General features: G+C 71.3%; 18 protein-coding genes. 7 read left to right on the forward strand and 11 right to left on the reverse strand.

The annotated features are described in order from the left end of the window. Window positions 1-483 precede the first annotated feature (483 nt). A complete protein-coding gene (locus KNO15_RS12980) occupies window positions 484-1,224 on the reverse strand; it encodes an SDR family NAD(P)-dependent oxidoreductase (RefSeq protein ID WP_241704152.1) in 741 nt (246 codons plus the stop codon). A gap of 97 nt (window positions 1,225-1,321) precedes the next feature. Here KNO15_RS12980 and KNO15_RS12985 point away from each other — a divergent pair, with 97 nt between their 5' ends. Beyond that, on the forward strand, window positions 1,322-2,311 hold the full coding sequence (locus KNO15_RS12985; RefSeq protein WP_241704153.1) for an aldo/keto reductase: 990 nt from the start codon (window positions 1,322-1,324) through the stop codon (window positions 2,309-2,311). Between the two features lie 152 nt (window positions 2,312-2,463). On the opposite strand, the gene KNO15_RS12990 is transcribed toward KNO15_RS12985, so the two are convergent. Beyond that, the gene (locus KNO15_RS12990; protein ID WP_241704154.1) at window positions 2,464-3,216 is read right to left on the reverse strand and encodes an alpha/beta fold hydrolase; all 753 of its coding nucleotides are present in this window, start codon (window positions 3,214-3,216) and stop codon (window positions 2,464-2,466) included. A gap of 148 nt (window positions 3,217-3,364) precedes the next feature. Between KNO15_RS12990 and KNO15_RS12995 the strand changes: the two genes are divergently transcribed. Continuing rightward, entirely contained in the window at window positions 3,365-4,381 is a 1,017-nt protein-coding gene (locus KNO15_RS12995) for a methyltransferase family protein (RefSeq protein ID WP_241704155.1), read from the forward strand. Window positions 4,382-4,481: 100 nt separating this feature from the next. Here KNO15_RS12995 and KNO15_RS13000 read toward each other — a convergent pair whose 3' ends face one another. The 6 genes from KNO15_RS13000 to KNO15_RS13025 form a co-directional block, all read right to left on the reverse strand. Then, window positions 4,482-5,075, reverse strand: coding sequence for a TetR/AcrR family transcriptional regulator (locus tag KNO15_RS13000; protein WP_241704156.1), 594 nt, complete (start codon window positions 5,073-5,075; stop codon window positions 4,482-4,484). Window positions 5,076-5,165: 90 nt separating this feature from the next. Continuing rightward, on the reverse strand, window positions 5,166-6,821 hold the full coding sequence (locus tag KNO15_RS13005; RefSeq protein ID WP_241704157.1) for an amidohydrolase: 1,656 nt from the start codon (window positions 6,819-6,821) through the stop codon (window positions 5,166-5,168). A 14-nt stretch (window positions 6,822-6,835) separates the two neighbouring features. After that, window positions 6,836-7,660, reverse strand: a complete 825-nt coding sequence (locus tag KNO15_RS13010) for a molybdenum cofactor biosynthesis F family protein (RefSeq protein WP_241704158.1) — start codon at window positions 7,658-7,660, stop codon at window positions 6,836-6,838. A 44-nt stretch (window positions 7,661-7,704) separates the two neighbouring features. Further along, on the reverse strand, window positions 7,705-9,711 hold the full coding sequence (locus KNO15_RS13015) for a primary-amine oxidase (RefSeq protein ID WP_241704159.1): 2,007 nt from the start codon (window positions 9,709-9,711) through the stop codon (window positions 7,705-7,707). A 667-nt stretch (window positions 9,712-10,378) separates the two neighbouring features. Then, on the reverse strand, window positions 10,379-11,332 hold the full coding sequence (locus tag KNO15_RS13020) for a helix-turn-helix domain-containing protein (protein ID WP_241704160.1): 954 nt from the start codon (window positions 11,330-11,332) through the stop codon (window positions 10,379-10,381). A gap of 70 nt (window positions 11,333-11,402) precedes the next feature. Next, the gene (locus KNO15_RS13025; RefSeq protein WP_241704161.1) at window positions 11,403-12,119 is read right to left on the reverse strand and encodes a Pr6Pr family membrane protein; all 717 of its coding nucleotides are present in this window, start codon (window positions 12,117-12,119) and stop codon (window positions 11,403-11,405) included. A 198-nt stretch (window positions 12,120-12,317) separates the two neighbouring features. Between KNO15_RS13025 and KNO15_RS13030 the strand changes: the two genes are divergently transcribed. From KNO15_RS13030 to KNO15_RS13040, 3 genes are read left to right on the forward strand one after another with little or no spacing between them, the layout of a single operon-like run. Next, window positions 12,318-13,727 (forward strand): aldehyde dehydrogenase family protein, encoded by a 1,410-nt coding sequence (locus KNO15_RS13030; RefSeq protein WP_241704162.1) that lies wholly within the window; start codon window positions 12,318-12,320, stop codon window positions 13,725-13,727. A 13-nt stretch (window positions 13,728-13,740) separates the two neighbouring features. Further along, a complete protein-coding gene (locus tag KNO15_RS13035; protein WP_241704163.1) occupies window positions 13,741-14,793 on the forward strand; it encodes a phosphotransferase enzyme family protein in 1,053 nt (350 codons plus the stop codon). Between the two features lie 36 nt (window positions 14,794-14,829). Next, on the forward strand, window positions 14,830-16,146 hold the full coding sequence (locus KNO15_RS13040; RefSeq protein WP_241704164.1) for an aspartate aminotransferase family protein: 1,317 nt from the start codon (window positions 14,830-14,832) through the stop codon (window positions 16,144-16,146). 156 nt (window positions 16,147-16,302) lie between these two features. Here the strand turns inward: KNO15_RS13040 and KNO15_RS13045 are convergent, their stop codons facing one another. After that, window positions 16,303-16,728 (reverse strand): Hsp20/alpha crystallin family protein, encoded by a 426-nt coding sequence (locus KNO15_RS13045; protein WP_241704165.1) that lies wholly within the window; start codon window positions 16,726-16,728, stop codon window positions 16,303-16,305. A gap of 27 nt (window positions 16,729-16,755) precedes the next feature. Here KNO15_RS13045 and KNO15_RS13050 point away from each other — a divergent pair, with 27 nt between their 5' ends. Next, window positions 16,756-17,073 (forward strand): hypothetical protein, encoded by a 318-nt coding sequence (locus tag KNO15_RS13050; RefSeq protein WP_241704166.1) that lies wholly within the window; start codon window positions 16,756-16,758, stop codon window positions 17,071-17,073. A gap of 77 nt (window positions 17,074-17,150) precedes the next feature. After that, window positions 17,151-17,426 carry a MerR family transcriptional regulator gene (locus KNO15_RS13055; RefSeq protein WP_241704167.1) on the forward strand — a complete coding sequence of 92 codons (276 nt, stop codon included), beginning with the start codon at window positions 17,151-17,153 and terminating at the stop codon, window positions 17,424-17,426. 23 nt (window positions 17,427-17,449) lie between these two features. Here KNO15_RS13055 and KNO15_RS13060 read toward each other — a convergent pair whose 3' ends face one another. Together KNO15_RS13060 and KNO15_RS13065 are read right to left on the reverse strand one after the other, a co-directional pair. Next, window positions 17,450-18,883 carry an APC family permease gene (locus tag KNO15_RS13060; RefSeq protein ID WP_242599651.1) on the reverse strand — a complete coding sequence of 478 codons (1,434 nt, stop codon included), beginning with the start codon at window positions 18,881-18,883 and terminating at the stop codon, window positions 17,450-17,452. 210 nt (window positions 18,884-19,093) lie between these two features. Further along, on the reverse strand, window positions 19,094-20,428 hold the full coding sequence (locus KNO15_RS13065; protein WP_241704169.1) for an MFS transporter: 1,335 nt from the start codon (window positions 20,426-20,428) through the stop codon (window positions 19,094-19,096). Window positions 20,429-20,466: the final 38 nt, after the last annotated feature.

Consider the following 20,466-nt stretch of genomic DNA (forward strand, 5'->3'; position numbering starts at 1 on the left):
AAGGGGCAACTACGTGCCTCTCGCCGAGCGGGCGCACATCCGCGCGCGCCTCGCGGGTCGCTGGCGGGCACAAGCGCGCAGCTGCTGCCGCTCCGCTCCCCTGCGCTCGTCACCGAAGGGCACGTAGTTGCCCCTTCCGGCGCCCCGAAGGGGCAACTACGTGCCCCTCGCCGAGCGGGCGCACAGCCGCGCGCGTCTCGCGGGTCGCTGACGGGCACAAGCGCGCAGCTGCTGCCGCTCCGCTCCCCTGCGCTCGTCACCGAAGGGCACGTAGTTGCCCCTTCCGGCGCCCCGAAGGGGCAACTACGCGCCCCTCGCGAGAGATGGAGACCAGCCGGGGTCGCGCCACGCCGCCATCGCGCCTGTGACGCGGCGTGGCACGGCCCCGGAGCCCGGAGCTCGGGCGGCGGCGCGACGCCCGAGCGGGGGCACGGACGGACCGCCCGGGAGTCCCGGAGCGCGCCCGACCGCCGGGGAGCAGGGTCAGGCGAGCAGCTGACCGCCGTCGACGGGGAGGCTCACGCCCGTGATGTGCTCCGCGCCCGCGAGGAACACCACTGCGGGTGCCACGTCGGTCACCTCGGCCAGTCGGCCGAGCGGGATCCGCGACGACCAGGCCGCGCGCTCTGGCGACCCCTCGGGCATCCCGGCGCGCAGCATCGGCGTCAGCACGGGGCCGGGCGCGACCGCGTTCACGCGGATGCCGGCGCCGGCGAGTTCGATCGCGGCCCAGCGGGTGAGCGAGTCGACGGCGGCCTTGCTCGACTCGTACGCGCCCATCCCTGGCGTCGGTTGCCGTCCGCCGATGGAGGAGATGTTGACGATCGCGCCGCGCGTGCCCGTCGCCGTCATGTGACGCGCGACGGCCTGGGTGACGGTGAAGGTGCCGAGGATGTTGACGCGCACGATCGTCTCGTAGTCCGCGGCGGACAGCTCGGTCAGCGCCCCGTGCAGCGAGAGGATGCCGGCGTTGTTGACCAGGACGTCGATCGTCCCGTGGTCGGTCGCGACCTCCTCCACGGCCGCCGCGACCGCGGCCTCGTCCGTGATGTCGAGCGCGATGGCGGAGGCTCCGGGCCCGAGGTCGACGGCCGCCGCGGCGACGGCGTCGGCGTCCCGGTCGGCGAGGACCACGCGGTCTCCCGCGGCGAGGAAGGCCTCCGCGATGCCGCGGCCGATGCCGCCGGCGCCGCCGGTGATGAGGATGGTGCGGGTGTCGGTCACGGTGGACCCTCTCTGCTCGGCGGGCGCCACCGCTCCGGGACGCCTCGTTATATTATACGAGCGTAGAAAAACAGTACGCCGAACGCAAGGAGGCCTCGTGTCCGCTGGAACCGTCCCCGTCGTCCCCACCCGCACCCTCGGTCCGGGCGGCCCCGCCGTGCCCGTGTTCGCCCTGGGCTCATGGAACACCTGGGACCGCATGAGCCCCGACGACGCCGTCGCCCTCATCCACCGCGCGCACGAGATCGGCGCCGCCTTCTTCGACGTCGCGCACTACGACATGGGCCCGCACGCGGAGGGGTCCCGAACCGACATCCTGTTCGGCGAGGCGGTGCGCGCGGCCGGGCTCGACCGCGACGACTACCTGCTGTGCGGCAAGCTCTGGCTGTGGGAGTACCCGCAGAAGTCGTTCGCCGACCAGCTCACGACCTCCCTCGGCCGGGTCGGCGTCGACCGGGCCGACCTGGTCGTCGTCGGCGACTACTTCGGCGAGGTGGATGTGCCGCGGATCGTCCGCGAGGTGCAGGCGCAGATCGACAGCGGCCGCTTCACAAGCTGGGGCGTCAACAACTGGACCATCGACGCGGTGCGCACGGCCCTGTCCGTCGCCGAGGCGGAGGGGCTCACCCCTCCCACCTTCGCGCAGCTCAAGTACGGCCTGGTGCGCCGGTCGATGGCGGAGGGCTCTCCCTACGGCGAGCTGTTCCGCTCCGGCGTACTGGCGCTGCAGGCGTCCGATGTCTTCGAGGGCGGCATCCTGGCCGGGAAGCTCTCCCCCGCCCGCAAGATCGGCGCAGACGTCGGCGGCATCCGCGAGCGCATCGTGGCCACCTATCCGGAGGTGGAGCGGATCGCGACCACCTTCGATGCGACGCCGACGCAGCTCGGTCTCGCGTTCGCTCTCGCCCACCCGGCCACGGCGAACGTCCTGTTCGGTGTCAGCCGGCTGTCGCAGCTGGAGGACGACCTGGGCGCTCTCGCCCTGCTCGACCGGGTCGGCGCCGACGCGATCCGCGAGGCGACCGGCGGGCTGTGGCTGGACCGGGAGGTGGCCGCCGACGGAACGTGGGCACCGCCCGCGCCGTAGTGCGAATCGAGGAGGCCGAAGGGCACGTTGTCGTCGCTTCGGGACGCGAACGGCGACAACGACGTGCCCCTCGATCTGCGACGGGGACGCGGCCGGACCGGAACCCCTTTCGGCCGGCCGCGTGATCGTGGGAGCCCCGCCACCCGCGGGGCTCAGGTGAGGAAGCGGATCGCCGCGTCGCGGAACTCGGCGGAGTCGAGCGCTCCCCGATGGTCGCCAGGGACGCGCACGAAGACGGCGTCGGGCAGGGCCGCGGCGACCGCCTCCAGCCCGGTCGTCATGACGTCGTCGACCCCGGCGGCGACCAGCGTCGGCACGGCAGGGCCGCCCGCGGCCGGGTCGAACGGCTGCGAGCCGAGTCCCGCCATCAGGGCGAGCAGGGAGCTGGTGTCCCGTCCCGGCGCGGCCACCATCGCGGCCATCATCCCGACCAGCGGGTCGGCGGGCGGGCCGGCGGGCGCGTCCGCGGACGCATCGGCGCCTCCGGCTGCGCGCGCGACGGCAGCCACGTCGACCGCGGCGAAGGGCTCGAACGGGCTCAGGCCGCCCAGCACCAACCGGCGCACCCGGCCGGTCGCGGCGGGCAGCTCCCAGGCCAGTCGCGCCCCCAGCGAGTAGCCGACGACATCGACGCCTCCGCCCGCGTCGAGCTCCGCCACGACACCCGAAAGGGCCTTCACGACGCCCGCGGTGGTGGCCGCAGCACCCGAGACGGCCGCCGAACGGCCGTGCCCCGGCAGATCAACGACCTCGACACTGCGGCCGGCCGCGACGAGGGCATCCGGCCAGCCCGTCGCGACGAAATCCTCGTCGCTGTCGGCGGCGAACCCGTGGAGCAGCACGACGGGCGGGAGGGCGGAGGAGCCCGCAGGAAAGCTCCGGCGGGCCAGTGTCGTGGTGGGCATCGTCGTCCGTTCGTCGGCTGCGCGGATGACCGCGCGGGTCGCCGGTGCGCACTCCGCGCTCCGGTTTTTCTATGATAGTAGAAAATAAACTGCGAAGTCGGTAGAGTCATCCCGATTTCACCGGACACCCGACAGAAAGAGCTGCGAAGTGACCACATCGACCGCCACCGACCTCCCCACGGCCACCGCCACGACGACCCCCGAGGCCATCGTCGACATCGCCATCGGCTTCATGGGGGCCAAGCAGCTGTTCGCCGCCAGCCGCGTCGGCCTGTTCTCGGCCCTCTCCGACGGACCGCTCGACGCCGCGGCCCTGGCCGCCGCGACCGGCGTGCCGGAGCGCCAGGCGCGCGTCCTGGCCGACAGCATGGCCGCCCAGGGGCTGCTCACCCGCGAGGCCGGACGCTACGCGCTCACGCCCGACGCGGCCGCCTACCTCACCGGCGACCGCGCCGAGCTCGACCTGGCGCCGTTCCTCGCCTTCCTCGGCGCCACCAGCTACCCGCAGTGGCTCGGCTACGACGCGACGGTCGACACGGATGCGCCCGGCGTGCTCGAGCTCGACGAGGCCGGCTGGGGAGCGTTCCTCGCCGGCGTCATGCGCTACAACGAGCTGCACGCGGCCATGCTGGCGCGGCACTTCGACTTCACGCCGTACCGCGACGCGCTCGACTTCGGCGGCCTCAGCCCGGCATTCGCCGTCGAGGGGCTGAAGCTCAACCCCGCGCTGCGCGTGCGCTTCGTGTTCGACCCGCAGTCGGTCGAGCCGGTGCGTGAGGCCGTGGAGGCCGCCGGCTTCGGCGACCGCACCAGCGTCGAGGGGGCCGACACGGCCGATGCTCGGCCCGGCGGCGCACACGATCTCGTGCTCGTCAACCACGTCATCCACCGCTTCGACGCCGAGCAGAACCGCACGATCCTCCGCAATGCGCGCGCCGCGGCGGCCGAGGGCGCCACGCTCGTGCTGCTCGACTTCTTCCTCGACGACGACCCGCAGCAGCGCAAGATCGACGCGCTGCACGCCGGCGAGTACTACAACATCGACGGCACGGTGGTGTACCAGGAGTCGGTCGTGCGCGACTGGCTCGCCGACGCCGGCTGGCGTGCGGAACACACCGTGGCACTCCCGGGCAGCCCGCGCATCCTGCTCGCGACCGCGGTCTGACCGCCGGTCGCGCTCACACGACGCCGGAGGTCGGACACGGGAAGACCGGCCTCCGGCGTTGCACATCCGCCCGTCGCGGTCGACGCTTCAGCCGCGCGCCTCAGCCTGCGGTGATCCGCGCGAAGAACGCGTCCAGCTGCGCCGTCAGCAGCGCCGGCGTGGACAGGTCGGGAGCGATCAGGCTCATGATGTTCGCGCCGGCGTTGATGAGGACGATCTCGTCCACCAGCTGCTCGTCCGGGGTGTCCGTCACGATGTCGCCGTCCGCACGGCCCTGCGCGAGGTACGACAGGAGTCCGGCGCGCCAGGCCACGAGGTGGTCGCGGTACGCCTGGTGCAGCTCCTCGTTCGAGAGCGCCCGTTCCCAGAAGCTGAGGAGCACCCGGCCGGCCGTGATCGATTCCGCCGTGGTCGGGGCCGACGCGTAGACGATCGCGCGCAGCGCCGCCAGCCCGGTCTTGTCGCCGACCGCGGTTTCGACGCCCGAGCTCATCATCCCGAGCGCACGTTCGTACGTGCCCTGGATGATCTCGTCCTTGCCGGGGAAATAGTGCTTCAGCGCACCGTTCGCAAACCCGGCCTCCGCGGCGATCTCGCGCATCGTCGCCGCCTCAAGGCCGCCCTTGACGATGAGACCCCAGGTGACGTCGATGATGTCCGATCGTCGCTGGTCGTGGTCGATCACCTTGGGCATCGTTCTCCCTTCGACCCCGGGCCGTCCCGGGAATCTCCACAAGTGTAGGGGAAAGACCGGAGCGGTCGGGAGCAGCGAGGCCCAGCGGGGTCAGGCGCGCGAGTACACCTTCTCGCCGGCGAAGAACGTGGCCTGGGCCCGCAGCGTGACGAGCTCCGTCACCGGGACGGAGAACGGGTCGCGGTCGAGCACCACGAAGTCGGCGGACTTGCCCGGCTCGAGCGACCCCGTCACCGCGCCGAGCCCCATCGCCCGCGCGCCGTTGAGCGTGAACACCTCGATCGCCTCCGGCAGGGTGATGGCCTGCTCCGGGCCGAGCACGCCCGGCCGCAGCCCGGACGGGTCGGCGCGCGTGACCAGGCCCTGGATGCCCTCCCACGCGTTCGGCGTCTCACTCACGGGCCAGTCGGAGCCGCCCGCGACGAGGGCTCCTGAGTCGATCAGCGACCGGTTCGGCTGCAGCCCGTCCACCTCGGCAGCGGGGCGGACGGTCCCGAGCGCGTCGGCGATGACGCCGGGGAACCAGAGGAACGGCGAGATGTCGGCCGCGACGCCGAGCTGCGCGAAGCGCGGGAGGTCGTCGGGAGCGATGAACTGGCCGTGCGCGATCTGGTAGCGCGGGGCCGTGTGACCGTCGGCGCGCACCGCCTCCACCGCGTCGAGCACCATCCGCACCGCGGCGTCGCCGGTGCAGTGGATCTTCGCCGAGATGCCCTGGGCGGCGGTCGCACGCAGCCAGCCGAGCAGCTCGTCCGCCGGCATGGTCGTCGAACCGTGGAAGTGGTCGCCGAATCCGTCGGCGGGCAGATACGGCGACAGGAACGCGCCCGAGTGGGCGGGCGGGGTGCCGTCCAGGAAGATCTTGACGAAGTCCGGGCGATGATGGAAGGTCGTCAGCTCGGCGCGGTGGGCGATCAGCTCGTCCCCGAGCTCCGCGTAGCCGAAGATCTGGTCGTTGACCGTCATCGACGAGACGACCCAGGCGCGCAGCTCTCCGCGCGCGTCCAGCGCCGCCAGGGCGCGCATCTGGTCGAGCGAGGTCGCAGCGTCCTGGAACGCGGTGATGCCGTACGAGTGCAGGATCTCGATCGCGCGCGCGGAGGCGCGCCGCTGCTGCTCGGCCGTCAGTGCGACGGCGGGAGCCGCGACCTTCTCGACCAGTAGACCAGCAGCCTCCAGCAGCACGCCGCTCGGCTCTCCGGTGTGCGGGTCGCGCACGATCACGCCGTGCTCGGGGTCTGGCGTGGAGGCGTCGATTCCGGCGATCTGGAGCGCACGACTCGATGCCCAGCGGTTGTGGTGGCTGTCGTCGGTGAGGAGCACGGGGCGCCCGCCCGCCGCGTCGTCGAGCGCGCGCCGAGCCGTGTTGTGCGCCAGCTGGTCGAGGAGCCCGGTGCCCCAGCTGGTGCCGATGATCCACGCCTCGGGGCTCCGGGTGGCTGCGTAGGCGCGTACGGCCTCCAGGATCCCGTCGAGGGAGGCCGTGTTCGGGAACGTGAGCTCGAACAGCTCGGCCCGGCCCGCGTGAGCGTGATGGTTGTGCACGTCGATGAGCCCCGGCATCGCGAACGCGTCGCCCAGGTCGAGCGTGCGGGTGTCCGGGCCGCGGTGCACGGCGACGTCGGCCGCCGTGCCGACCGCCAGGATCCGGCCGTCGCGCACGGCCATCGCCTCGGCGTGCGGGTGCTCGCGGTCGACGGTGTACAGGCGGCCGGTGACGATGAGGTCGGCCAGGGGAGCGGCCACGGCGGTGCCCATCCTCAGGCGCCCGCGGGGTCGTAGGCCGCCGGGTGCACGGTGTTCGACAGCAGGCGGCCGTGGGCGCCGAAGGTGAAGTGCGTCGGCACCTCGCCCGACTCGTCGAGCCCGAAGAGCACGCCGTGCGAGCGGATGTTCCGCTGGTCGCGGTGGTCGGCGATCGTGACGGAGGCGCACGGGATGACCTTCTCGCGCCAAGCGAACACGTAGATGCCCGGGCGGATCTGCCACACCGAGTTCTCGTCGGTATCGGCGAGCCCCTTCTCGGGACCGGCCAGGCACTGCCAGGTGTACCAGTCCAGGCTGAGGTAGACGTGCTCGTAGGCGTGCTCGGGGCTGTACACCCACATCACGCGGCGTCCGATCAGGGAGGTGGTGGGCGCCGGCTCGGGACCGGTGGCTTCAACGCCCTCGAGCCGTGACGGCACGAACAGCTGCTTCACGGCAGTGTTGCCAGGGAGGTCGCCGCCGATCGCCTGGATGACGGACAGCGCGCGGCCGTTCGCGAGGTCGATGACGAGCGAGACGGCCTCGTTCGGGTCGTACTCGTGATGGAACTGCGCGAAGTACAGCCCGTCGTCGACCTGGAACGCCTCGTAGTCGTCCGCACCCGTCGTCGGCGGGATCGGATCGCCCTCGCCAGGGACGTACTCCCACTCCACGCGGTCCTCGGCGAAGCGGTGCACGATGCGCGTGCCGCGGTCGTCGACGAGCGTGACGGTGCGACCGGCGAGGTCCGCGGTCAGCGGCGCCCGGTTGGCGTCGAAGCCGGGCGCCAGCCCGTCGAGCGGCAGCCAGGTGGAGGTGTCGGAGAGCGTGACGGGCATGGTGCTCCTTCGTCGGTCGGCGGGTTGCGCGGGTCGGTCGGTGGTCAGTGCCCGCAGGTGCAGGACTCCCCGCCGCCGCAGCACGTGGCGCCGGCCGTCGCCGCGGCGCCGTCGGGGAGGTCGAGGGCAGGGTTGCGGTCGAGGAAGCCGTAGGGCTTGAGCGCGAATCCCGAGTAGTCGACGGGCATGACCGGCCAGTCCTCCGGCCGTGGGATGTGCGTCGGGCCGAACACGTGCCAGAGCACGATGTTCTCGTCGACCAGCGGGCGGTCGGCCGCGGTCCACGCCGGCAGGCCGGCGCCTCCCGCGTGGGCGTTCGGGTAGTCGCCGGCCGGGAAGCGCTCCGCCGGCTCGAACCGCGTCGCCCACAGGTGCTTGGTGGCGAACGTCGCACGCCCGAACACGGTGGAGTCCGGCTGCGCCATCAGCGTCGCGCCGGGCTGCGGGATCAGGTGGAACGCCGTCGGCTTGCCGACCGCGTTCGTGCGGTCGAAGCTGGTGACCTCCCAGACCCGGGAGGTCGCCGGGTTCGCCAGCCTGCCGGCCTCCGACTCGCGCTCGATCGGGGTCGTCGTCCAGGTGAACGCGTTGCCGTAGGGGTTGTCCGGCCCGGTCGGGATGCCGACCACGTCGACCTCGGAGAGCGAGTTGCGGTCGCCGTCGATCGCGACATCCAGCCGCGCGCAGAAGAGGTGCTGGTGGACGGGCGCGAACAGGCCGGGCGCGATCTCGGTGGCGTGCGGGTCGCTGCTGCCGGGGATGCCGGCGCCGGCGAAGACGATGCCGGTCGCCTTGGCCTCCACCTGGATCGTGCCGTCGAGGTAGAAGTACCAGAAGAAGCCGTAGTCGTAGTTGCCGATCGTCGAGAAGTACGAGACCACCAGCCGCCGTGACCGGCGCACCTCCGCGTTGCCGGCGAGGTCGGTGTGCTTCCAGAGCACGCCGTAGTCCTCCTCGTGCATGCAGACGACCTGCGGGATGGTCACCGGATTGCCGTGGTCGTCGGCGACCACGCCGTCGAAGTAGTGGATGACGCCGAGGCAGTCGCAGCCGAGCGCGAGCGTGTTGGCGTTCTTGCCGAGCAGGTACTCTCCTGCGTCGAAGTAGCTGATCCAGAACCGCGTCGCGGTGGTGTCGCCGTAGGGCACGACCATCTCGGGCACCGACGCGCGGTAGAGCACGGAGCGGTCCTCGTCGCCGTCGCGGAAGGTCACCTGGTTGAGCACCAGGCCCTCGCGCGCGTTGAAGCCGACCCGGAACTTCCAGTTCTCCCACTCGACCGCCTGGCCGTCCACGTGGAAGCTCGGCCCCTCCGGCTGGGTGATCTCGATGGGCTTGAGGGAGGTGCGGGCCGGGCCGATCGTGGCGGCGTCGTAGTTGCCGTCGAGGTCGGGGACCGGAACGTCGCCGTCGTCCTCGACGCGGATCACCTCGCCCCGGGTCAGGTCGATGTGCACGATGAGCCCTTCGACGGGGTGCGACCAGGGCGAGTCGTCCTCGGCGCTGCGCAGGAACGTCAGGCTGCGGATGGCCCGACGGCCGACCTCGTCGGCGCGGTTGAAGTGGCCGGGCGCGAGCGGGGCGCAGAACGCCAGGTCGATGCGGTCCTCGAGGCCGCGGCGGCGCATCGCGGCCTGCCACTCGGGCGACGCCTTCGCGATCTCCTCGGCGCGGGCGTACTCCTCGAACAGGTACTGCGGCTGCCCGTACGGCGCCTCGGCGGTGTTCAGCTCGTGGTGGTCGACGACCTCCCCGGTCGTGACCGACACGATCGCCTCGGCCGAGCGGCCGGTGGCGGTGTCGAGCAGCACGAACAGGAGGCGGCGCTCGACGGGGTCGCCCGCGCGGAATGCGGCCACGGCCTCCCGCTCGGGCTCGACCGGCAGCACGTTCGGGAAGCGCGTTGCCGCGGAGACGAGCCCCGCCGCCGCCAGGATCGCGCGGCCCGCGGTGATCTCGTCGGCGGTGAGGGCGTCGAGGGGGTGGTTGACGGCGACCGGGCTGGTGGTCGTCGAGGTGTGCGCGTGGGCGACGGCGTCATGCGGGGACATGCGACCAGTATCCGACGAGTCGATGCCCGGTTCGGGGGCTGGGGACCGACCGTACCGATCCAGTCAAGCGACGTGCGCCGCCGGCACATCCCCCGCTCGGCGATTCGTCCCGCGGGCGCGCGCGCCGGGCGCACGGTGATTCGTCACGAATCCCCTGATTCGTGCCACGAATGTCGCGATTCGTCACGAATCTCAGCATCCGTGACGAACCTGCGCGACCTACGCAAGCGGCGATTCGTGACGAATGTCGGGATTCGTGCCACGAATGTCGGGATTCGTGACGAAAGCGCGCGGGCTCGGTGAACCGCGATTCGTGACGAATGTCGCGATTCGTGCCACGAATGTCGGGATTCGTGACGAAAGTGCGCGGGCTTGGAGGACGGCGATTCGTGACGAAAGTGCGCGGGCTCGGTGAACGGCGATTCGTGACGAAAGTGCGCGGGCGCGGCGGACCGCGATTCGTGACGAATGTCGCGATTCGTGGCACGAATGTCGGTATTCGTGACGAAAGTGCGCGGGCTCAGTAGACGGCGATTCGTGACGAATGTCGCGATTCGTGCCACGAATGTCGGGATTCGTGACGAATGTGTGCGGGGTGGTGGACGCAGGGCGGCGCGGGTCGGGAGGCGCGCTCAGCCGAGGGCAGCGGCGCGGGGCGGGAGCCTGCTCAGCCGAGCGCCGCGGCGCGCGCCTCCGACGGGGATTCGCCGTAGGTCGCCTTGAACACGCGGCTGAAGTGGGCGGCGTCCACGAATCCCCAGCGGGTCGCGACCGACGCGACCGAGCGGCCGGCCGACAGCGGGTCCATCAGCTCGCGGCGGCAGCGCTCCAGGCGGCGGGACCGGATCCACGCGGAGACGGTGGTGCCCTGCTCCTGGAACAGCCCCTGCAGGTGACGCGTGGAGATGAAGTGCTCGGCGGCGATCCTCGTCGGGCCGAGATCCACCGACGACAGGTTGACCTCGATGTACTCCCGGATGCGCTGCATCAGCGCGTGATGCGGGTCCGCAAGCTCGGCGGCCGTGCCGAGCTGGTCGGCGAACAGCGTCGTCGTCAGGTCGAGGGCGCTGTGGGCGAGCCGGGCGCCGGTGGCGCCGGAGAGCTGGTCGAGGTTCGCGACGAGCTGGCCCAGGAACGGGACGACGATGCCGCCGACCCCGGTGCTCCCGTCGAACCGCACGGCGGTCAACTGCGACACCAGCTCGGGAGGCAGCCCGATCAGATGCTTCGGGAACATGACCACCATCGTGCGGAAGTCGTCGTCGAACACGAGCGTGTACGGCCGGTGGGTGTCGTAGACCGCGAGGTCGCCGGGCCGAAGCACGGCCTCCCGCCCCTCCTGGATGAGGATGCCGGTGCCCGACAGCATGAGGCTGAGCTTGAAGTAGTTGCGGTCGGCCCGCGCGATGAGCTCGGGCGTGCGCTCGACGACGTGCTGCGAGGCGCTCACCTCCGACACGTGGATCTCGTCGGCCTCGGCCGAACGGATCCGCCCGAAGAACGGCTCCGGCCGATCGCTCGTCACCTGGAGGGGCACGAACGACTCGGATACAGCGGTGCGGAAGGCGCTGAAGTCCAGCACGGGGGCGGACTCGGTTGGCCGGAGAAGCTCGGGAAGCACGATCGACCTCAATCTGGACCGGGGACGACTTTGTATACGATCCGTGATGAGGATGGTATCACTCGCGATGCTACGACGGCGATGCGATCGGTTGCTCGGTGGTCCTGGCGCGGGGCGGCAGTGGCCAGCGTCCGCGCTGCGAGACCCAGACGACCGCGCAGCCGAGTCCGCCGATGACCGCCGCGATGAGCAGGATGTAGAACGCGACCGAGACATAACCCTCCGGCGAATTGGCCGGGTCCAGGAACGGATACGGGTACCACGTGGGCTTCCCCGCGACGTGGTTGTAGGCGAGCGGTCCACGGACCATCGAGTAGATCGCCCACACGATCGGGAACGACACGACCCACCAGAGGGCGGTCCACTTCAGGCGGACGCGCCCCGGCGCGAAGAGCCAGTCGAAGACGATGAGCAACGGTCCGACCACGTGGAGGATCTCGTTCGACCACGGGACGGTCGCTCCCTCGGAGACGTTCACGCCACGCAAGAGCATGTTGTAGACGATCCCGGTCACCGCCATGTAGGCCGTGACGCATCCGCGCAGCACACCGAACCACTGCGGGTCCTCTCGCCCGCTCAGCAGCACGACCGCGCCGATGAGCAAGACGACCGCCGCGCCGACGTTGGAGTCGATCGTGAAGTAGCTGAAGAAGTTGACGAACAGGGTCTCCGGATGCGGGAGACCGCCACCCGTCCAGACTGCGTAGCTCCGCGTGAGCTGAGCCACGATGGCGGCTGCGATAGCGACCGTCCCGACGAGACGAAGGACGACGAAGACGACGCGCATAGCTCGAATGCTATCGACCGATCGAACACGCCGACTCGCACGCCGCCGACCATCGCGCGTGCTGGACGTGAGGACGACGGGACGTCCACCGCACTGTCCGTGCACCCTCCGTCATCCCCCCTGCACCTACGGACAACCTCCCCGCGCCCGGCCGGGCGAGACTGAACGGACCACCATCCCCATCGGAGGAGACCCATCATGACCGATGTCCGTGACCTGCTCGACCGTGTCAGCGCGCCGGAGGGCGAGGGCCGCACCATCCACGACCCGGCGACCGGCGAGGTCATCGGCAACGCGCCCGAGGCGACCGTCGAGGAGCTGGACGCGGCCATCGCCCGGGCCCGGGCGGCCCAGCCGGCGTGGGAGGCCCTCGGCCACGAGGCGCGGTCGGCCGCCCTCAACGCCGCCGCCGACGCCGTCGATGCGCGCGCGGAGGAGCTCGCGCGCCTCCTCTCCCGCGAGCAGGGCAAGCCGCTGAACGGGCCCAACGCCCGCTTCGAGATCGGGGCCTGCTCTGCGTGGCTGCGCACCAACGCCGCACTGCAGCTGGAGCCGGAGGTGCTCGTCGACGACGGCGAGACGCACGCAGAGCTGCACTACCGCGCCGCCGGCGTCGTCGGGGCGATCGGCCCGTGGAACTGGCCGCTCATGATCGCCGTCTGGCAGCTGGCGCCCGCGCTGCGGATGGGCAACACCGTGGTCGTCAAGCCGTCCGAGTACACGCCGCTGAGCGTGCTCGCCCTCGTCGACGTGCTGAACGAGGCGCTCCCCGCCGACGTGCTCATCGCTGTCTCCGGCGGCCGCGAGGTCGGCGCCCGGCTGGCCTCGCACCCCGACATCGACAAGGTGATGTTCACCGGCTCCACCGCCACCGGCAAGAAGATCATCGAGAGCTCGGCGGGCAACCTCGCCCGGCTCACCCTGGAGCTCGGTGGCAACGACGCGGGCATCATCCTGCCGGGCACCGACGCGAAGGCGATCGCCCAGGACCTGTTCTGGGGCGCCTTCATCAACACGGGTCAGACCTGCGCCGCGCTCAAGCGCCTGTATGTGCACGACTCGGTGTACGACGACGTCGTGGAGGCGCTGGCGGAGGTCGCGCGCGCCACCCCGATGGGCAACGGCCTGGACGAGGAGAACGTGCTCGGTCCGCTGCAGAACAAGCAGCAGTTCGACATCGTGAACCGGCTGGTGGAGGACGCGAAGGCCCACGGCGCCCGCATCGTCACCGGAGGCTCCCCCGCCACCGAGCTGGGCGACCTGTTCTACCCGATCACTCTCGTCGCCGACGTGTCCGACGGAGTCGCCATCGTCGACGAGGAGCAGTTCGGGCCTGCGCTGCCGATCATCCGCTACACCGAGGTGGAGGACGCGATCGCGAGTGCCAACCGCCTCGACGTCGGGCTGGGCGGCTCGGTCTGGGGACCGGACCGCGACGAAGCACTCGCGGTCGCCAACCGCATGCAGTCCGGCACCGTGTGGATCAACTCGCACGGCGGCGTGCACCCGATGATCCCCTTCGGCGGCGTCAAGGGCTCCGGCTACGGCGTCGAGTTCGGCGTCGAAGGCCTCAAGGCGGTCTCCGTGCACCGCGTCATCAACGGCTGAGGCGGCTGTGCGCGTGCAGCGGTCGACCGCCGCCGACCTCGTCGTGGATGTCGACTCCGCCGACGACCTCGCCCGACGGGCGCTCAGCGACTTCGGGTTCTCCGGGGCCGCCGACCTCCGCTTCGTCACCCGGCGCGAGAACCTGGTCTTCCGCGTCACCGCCGACGCCGGCGAGTGGGCGCTCAAGGTGCATCGCCCCGGCTACCACACCGACAGCGAGATCGAGTCGGAGGCGGCCTTCCTCCGGTCGCTGGCGGGCGCCGGGGTGGGCGTCGCCCGTCCGCTCCCGCGCGTCGACGGCTCGCACCTCGCGCACGTGACCGACGCGCGCGGCGCGACCGTGCAGGTGTCGATGCAGGAGTGGCTGCCCTCCGCGACCCCGCTCGGCTCGTCGCCCGACACGTTCACGGGCCGGGCATGCCCGGCGGAGGCCGACCTCCGCGAGCTCGGCCGCACGATCGCGCTCCTCCACGACTGCGCTGAGCGTTCGGGCGCACCCGTCGGGTACGACCGGCACGCCTGGGACGCCGCCGGCCTCTGCGGCCCGGGGGCGCTCTGGGGCCGCGCCGGTGACCTCCCGACTCTGACGCACTCGCAGCGCGCGACGCTCGTCGACGTGGAGGGCGCAGTCGCCCGCGATCTCCGCCGTCTCGACCGGTCGCCGGCGAGCTACGGCCCCATCCACGCCGACCTCACGTTGGAGAACGTGCTGGTCTCCGGAGGCGGGATCGCCGTCATCGACTTCGACGACTGCGGCGAGGGCTGGTACCTCTTCGACCTGGCGACGGCGTGCTTCTTCCTCACCGGGCACCCGCGGGGCGGCGAGCTCGTGGCCGCGGTGCTCGACGGCTACCGCGCGCAGCGCCCGCTCACTCGTCACGATGCGGAGGCCTGGCAGCCGTTGCTGCTCGCCCGCGCGCTCTCCTACCTGGCCTGGTCGGTCGACCGGCCCGACGAGGAGGCCACCGCCTTCCATCTCGAGCATCTCCTCCCCCACATCATCCCTGCCGCCTCGCGCTACCTCGCGACCGGTCGCACCGGCTGGCCCGAGCTCGTCGCAGGCTGACGCCCTCCCGAACCCCGACCCACCTGGAAGCTGAGCATGACCGACCTCATGACCCGCCGATTCGACACCCTCGGCCCCTACAGTCCGCTGTTCTACGACCGGCCGATCGAGTTCGTGCGCGCCGAGGGCGTGTGGCTGACCGATGTGAACGGCGACCGGTACCTGGACGGCTACAACAACGTGCCGCACGTGGGCCACGCGCACCCGCGGGTGGTCGCCGCCATCGCGGAGCAGGCCGCGACGCTCAACATCCACACCCGGTATCTGAACGACCGCGTCGTCGACTACGCCGAGCGGTTGCTCGCGACCTTCGACGACGCCATCGACCGCATCGTCTTCACGAACAGCGGATCGGAGTCCAACGACCTGGCCTTCCGGATCGCGACCCAGCACTCCGGGGCCCCCGGCATCCTGATCTCGGACTTCAGCTACCACGGCCACACGCAGGCGCTCGCACGCGTGACGACCGGCCTCCGCGCGCACGAGGGCCTCGGCGGCCATGTGCGCACGCTGCGCGTCCCCGACCTCGACGGGCAGGACCGCGGCCTCCCTGCGGACGCCGTGCTGGCGGCTGCGCTCCGGGAGGCCGACGAGGCGATCGCCGCCCTGCAGGCGGACGGGCACGGCGTCGCGGCCGTGCTGTTCGACTCCCTGTTCTCGACCGAGGGCCTCAACCGGGTGCCGTCCGGGTTCGTGAGCGGGCTCGCCGACCGCGTGCGCCGGGCCGGCGGACTGGTGATCGCCGACGAGGTGCAGTCCGGCTTCGGGCGCACCGGCCGCAGCTTCTGGGGCCACGGCAACCACGGCATCGTCCCCGACCTCGTGACGATGGGCAAGCCGATGGGCAACGGGCACCCGCTCGGCGGCGTCGCCCTCCCGGCCGCGCTGCTCGACGAGTTCGGCCCCCGCAACATGTACTTCAACACCTTCGGCGGCAACCCCGTCTCCGCGGCGGCCGGTCTGGCCGTGCTCGACGTGCTGCGCGACGAGCGGCTGGTCGAGCGCGCACACGCGAACGGACGTGTCATCCGGGACGCCCTGGCCGCGCTCGGATCCGAGCATCCGTGGATCGGCGTGCCCAAGGGCGACGGCCTGTTCTTCGGCGTGGAAGTCTACGACCGCCCGGCCGCCGCGGCGGACGCACTGCCCGACCCGGCCCGCACCAAGGCGGTCGTGGAGGCCATGCGCGACCGGCACGTGCTCATCAGCCGCATCGGCCGTCACGACAGCGTCCTCAAGATGCGGCCGCCGCTGGCGATCGAGCCCCCGGACGTCCACCTCCTGCTCGCCGCCTTCTCCGACGCGCTGACGGAAGTCGAAGGGCGCGCAAACGCCCCTATTTCGGCGTTTTAGGGGCGCTTGCGTGCCCCTCGACGATCGTGGCGCCGAAGTGCGCGAAGGGCGGCCACCCATCGGGGTGGCCGCCCTTCGGACCTGGCGAGCGTGGCGCGCCGCCCGCATCATGCGGTCCGGCCTTCACCGGCGTGGAGCCCGCTCGCGGATCGCCCCTCAGGCGGTGACGGCTTTGCGTCCGCTGCCCACCGAATCGACGTTGACCTTGCGCGGCTTCGCGCGCTCGGCGATGGGGATCAGGACGCTGAGCACGCCGTTGTCGTAGCTCGCGCTGATCCCGTCGGTGTCGACGTCGTCGCCGATCGTGAACTGCCGCAGGTAGGCGCCGAACGGCCGCTCCTGGAGGAGCCAGCGGCTGTTCGAGTGGTCTCCCGCCGACCGTTGCGCCCGGATGCTCAGCAGGTGGCCATCGAGGTCGATGTCGATGGATCCGGGGTCGATGCCGGGGAGGTCCGCGTTGAGCAGGTACTTGTCGCCCTCACGCGACAGGTCCACCGGCATCATGCGCGGCTGACGGCTGGTGTCGAAGACACTCTGGGCGATCCTGTCCAGCTGGCTGAAAGGATCGAATGACATGGCCATGGGTGTGATCTCCTTTCATCGTTGGGGGTGCGTGCGGCGCTGGTGCGCCGCAGGTCGCTGCGGGTCGACGCGGCGGACGGCGGATACCGCGCCACCGCCCGGATCCGCGCACCGGGCGCTCTTCGGGCCGGGCGGCACCGCGTCTCGGGCGCGCCGTCGGGCGTCGCTGTTCCCGGCCCCGCGCATCCGGTGCGCGCGGGAGGCTCCAAGCCGGTGCGGGCGACCAGAGCGGCGAACTCGGCCTCCAGCCATTCCGAGTCTGAGCAGATCAGGTCTGCGAACCCTGCCGTCGTCGTCTCGGTCGCCGTCTGCATCTCGGAGCCTCCCGTTCCGCGATCCGAATGAGATTACCTACAGCGTTTGATATAGATTTAATACACCCGGCGCTTGACAATTTCTCCACTTAACAGGAAACTCTAAGGATGACGGACCGCCCAGGGGACGTGCCTCTCTACAGCATCGCGGTCGCAGCGCAACTCGCCGAACTGCCGGCGGCGACGCTGCGCCTGTACGAGGAGAAGGGGCTGATCACACCCGCGCGCACGCACGGCGGCACGCGGCGGTACAGCGATGACGACATCGCTGCCATCCGCGAAGTGGCCGTGCTGCAAGGCGACGGCATCAACCTGGCCGGCATCGGGCGCGTGCTCGAACTGCGTGCCGAGAACGCAGAGCTCCGCCGGCGCCTCGACGGCTGACGGCGGCGGAGCGGCAACAGACTCTACAGCTCTGGCGCGTTCTGCTCCTCGGTGCCGTGGCCGATCTGCGCGTAGACGCGCGGGTTGCGGCGCTTGAGGACGTAGCCCCAGACGATCCCGACCACACCGGCGAGGATCACGATCGCCGGGAGGAGGAACGTGGTCGCCGACGGCGGGGCGGTCGGGTCGCTGGTCAGCAGGGTGTTGAAGTAGACGACGATCAGGATGAAGACCACCGTCAGGCCGATGCCGGAGACCACCGGCGCGACCACCCGCTGCCAGACGCCGAGGCCGTGCTTCGACCGGCGGAAGAAGCCGATGACCGCGAACGAGACGATCGCCATCAGCAGCACCAGGCCGAGGGCGCCGGTGTTGGTGAGCCAGGAGAACAGCGTCAGCACCGGGAACAGGATCGCCGGGGCTCCCTTCGGCGGCACCCAGCCGACGCTGGCGATCGCGAACGCGGCGATCACGATCAGGGCGAGGATGGTCTGGGTCAGCGAGCCCGCCCACGGCGCGCGGCTGTGCGTGCGCACGCGCGCCAGCCACGACGGCAGCACGCCCTCGCGGCCGAGCGAGAAGAAGTAGCGCGCGACCGCGTTGTGGAAGCTGACCAGCGACGCGAACAGGCTGGTGATGAAGAGCACCTGCGCGATGTCGCTGATCAACACCCCGACGTTCGACTCGAGGAACGAGAAGATCAGGTTGGGGCCCTGCTCGGTGGAGTCCTTGATCACCTTGCTCGGGCCGGAGGCGATCGTCATCGCCCACGAGGACAGCGCGTAGAAGAGCGCGATGACCGCGACGGCGGTGTAGGTGGCGCGGGCGACCGTGCGCTTCGGGTCCTTGGCCTCCTCGCCGTAGATCGCGGCGCCCTCGAAGCCCATGAAGGCCGCGATGCCGAACGCGAACACGGCGCCGATGCCGGGCACGAACAGCGCGGACGGGCTGAGGGCCTGGCCGCTGACGCCCTCCGGCGCCACGACGAACGCCGAGATGTCGTAGACGATGACCACCAGGAACTCCAGCGCCACGAGCACGCCCAGCACCTTCGCCGACAGGTCGACCCGGTTGACGCCGAGGATCCCGACGATCGCGATGCACACGATGATCGGCAGCCACCACGGCAGGTCCCAGCCGAACTTGGTGTTCAGGAGGGAGGCGACCTGATAGCCGAACAGCCCGTACACGCCGATCTGCATCGCGTTGTACGACACGAGCGCCACGATCGAGACACCCACGCCGAGCGGGCGCCCGATCCCTTGAGACACGTACGAGTAGAACGCGCCGGCGTTGGTGACGTAGCGGCTCATCGCGGCGTAGCCGACGGCGAAGATCGCGAGCACGGCGCCGAGCAGGAGGAACGACAGCGGCACGCCGAGCACGCCGGTGACGGCGAAGGTCGTCGTGACCCCGCCCGCCAGGACGGTGAGCGGCGCGGAGGCCGCGACGATCATGAAGGTGACGGCGGGCACGCCGAGCCGGCGGTGGGATGCGGGATGCGGAGCTGCACTGACAGCGGTGTCAGAGGTTGAGGTCACGGGGGTTCTCCTCGATGGGACGCGCTCACGGGATGCGCGATTGAACACGATCCAACCGCGCGCGGGCCCTCGGCGCTTGCCCGCCCGTGCACGGCGGTTGACCACAGCGGAACAGTCCGGACGGCGCTAGCCGGCCAGCGACCCCGCCCGCCTCGGCCGGATCGCGACCACCGGGATGAGCAGGAGCGCGAGCGCGGCACCGCCCAGGCCGAGGAGGTCGTAGCCGGCGGCGGCCATGACAACACCGGACATGGCGCTGCCTCCGGCGCCGGCCAGGGAGATCAGCACGTCGACGCTCCCCTGGGTCCGCGCGCGGACGTCCGGGCTGGTCGCGTCGATGATCATGGCGGTGCCGGCGATGATGCCGAAGTTCCAACCCAGGCCGAGGAGGATGAGCGCGACCACCGACACTGCGAGCGAATCCCCCGACATCGCAGCGGTGACACCGGCGAGCAGCAGCGCTGCCCCGCAGGCGACGGCCATCGCCGTGCGGCCGATGCGGTCGACCAGGATCCCGGTGACCAGCGACGGCAGGTACATGGCGGCGATGTGGATGCCGATCACCAGACCGACGGCGTCGAGCCCGGCGTGGTGCAGCTGCATGTGGACGGGGGTCATCGTCATGATCGCGGTCATCACGATCTGGGCGACCACCATCACCGACGCACCGATGACGACCCCGCGCGCGGGACGCCGGCGCGCAGGGGGCGGAACCGGTGCGGGCGGCGTGGGCGGCCTCGGCGCGGTCTCCTGCCCGGCTCCCGCCGCATCCACCACCGCCGCATCCACCACCGCCGAGCCGCCGCGTGCGAGCCGCTCCGACAGCAGCAGCGGGTCGGGCCGCAGCAGCACGATCAGCGCGGTGCCCGCCGCGAGGTAGGCCGCCGCAGCGAGGATGAACGGGCCGGCCAGCTCCGGGATGCCCCACGCCGCGGCCACCTTCCCCATCGGTGTGACCAGGTTGGGCCCGAGCACGGCACCGACCGTCGTGGAGACCAGGGCGATGCTCGCCGCCGTCGCCCTCCTGGCAGGGAGGGCGAGGTCGGTCCCCGCGTAGCGCGCCTGGAGGTTGGTCGCGGTTCCGGCGCCGTAGACGAACAGCGCGATGAACAACAGAGCGGGCGAGTCGATCGCCGCCGCGACCACGACCCCGATCGCACCGAGTCCGCCGGCCAGGAAACCGCCACCGAGGCCGGGCCTGCGCCCGAAGCGCTGGCTCACACGTCCGACCAGGAACGCGGTCAGCGCCGACCCGAGGGTCAGCGCTGCGGCGGGCAGGCCGGCGAACTGGTCGCCGCCGAGCATCCGCTGCGCCAGGAGTGCGCCGACGGTGACGCCGGCGGCGAGTCCCGCTCCTCCCAGCATCTGGGTGACGACGACGGCGACCAGCGTCCGCCGCTGCACTGCCGCTCGCAGGTCTTCGCGGGCGACCGCGTCCGCCGGGATGTCGAGAGCCTCCACTGACCCTCCCTTCTCAGCCCAGTGTGGTGCCGCGGGCG

This window comes from Leifsonia shinshuensis (assembly GCF_022606355.1).
GTDB lineage: Bacteria > Actinomycetota > Actinomycetes > Actinomycetales > Microbacteriaceae > Leifsonia > Leifsonia shinshuensis_B.

Excerpts from the sequence above, each read along its gene's own strand:
- KNO15_RS13030 (WP_241704162.1), top strand. The coding sequence starts at position 12,318 with ATGACCGATGTCCGTGACCTGCTCGACCGTGTCAGCGCGCCGGAGGGC.
- KNO15_RS12990 (WP_241704154.1), bottom strand. The coding sequence starts at position 3,216 with ATGCCCACCACGACACTGGCCCGCCGGAGCTTTCCTGCGGGCTCCTCC.
- KNO15_RS13045 (WP_241704165.1), bottom strand. The coding sequence starts at position 16,728 with ATGGCCATGTCATTCGATCCTTTCAGCCAGCTGGACAGGATCGCCCAG.
- KNO15_RS13060 (WP_242599651.1), bottom strand. The coding sequence starts at position 18,883 with ATGATCGTCGCGGCCTCCGCGCCGCTCACCGTCCTGGCGGGCGGGGTC.
- KNO15_RS13040 (WP_241704164.1), top strand. The coding sequence starts at position 14,830 with ATGACCGACCTCATGACCCGCCGATTCGACACCCTCGGCCCCTACAGT.
- KNO15_RS13010 (WP_241704158.1), bottom strand. The coding sequence starts at position 7,660 with ATGCCCGTCACGCTCTCCGACACCTCCACCTGGCTGCCGCTCGACGGG.
- KNO15_RS13025 (WP_241704161.1), bottom strand. The coding sequence starts at position 12,119 with ATGCGCGTCGTCTTCGTCGTCCTTCGTCTCGTCGGGACGGTCGCTATC.
- KNO15_RS13055 (WP_241704167.1), top strand. The coding sequence starts at position 17,151 with ATGACGGACCGCCCAGGGGACGTGCCTCTCTACAGCATCGCGGTCGCA.
- KNO15_RS13000 (WP_241704156.1), bottom strand. The coding sequence starts at position 5,075 with ATGCCCAAGGTGATCGACCACGACCAGCGACGATCGGACATCATCGAC.
- KNO15_RS13015 (WP_241704159.1), bottom strand. The coding sequence starts at position 9,711 with ATGTCCCCGCATGACGCCGTCGCCCACGCGCACACCTCGACGACCACC.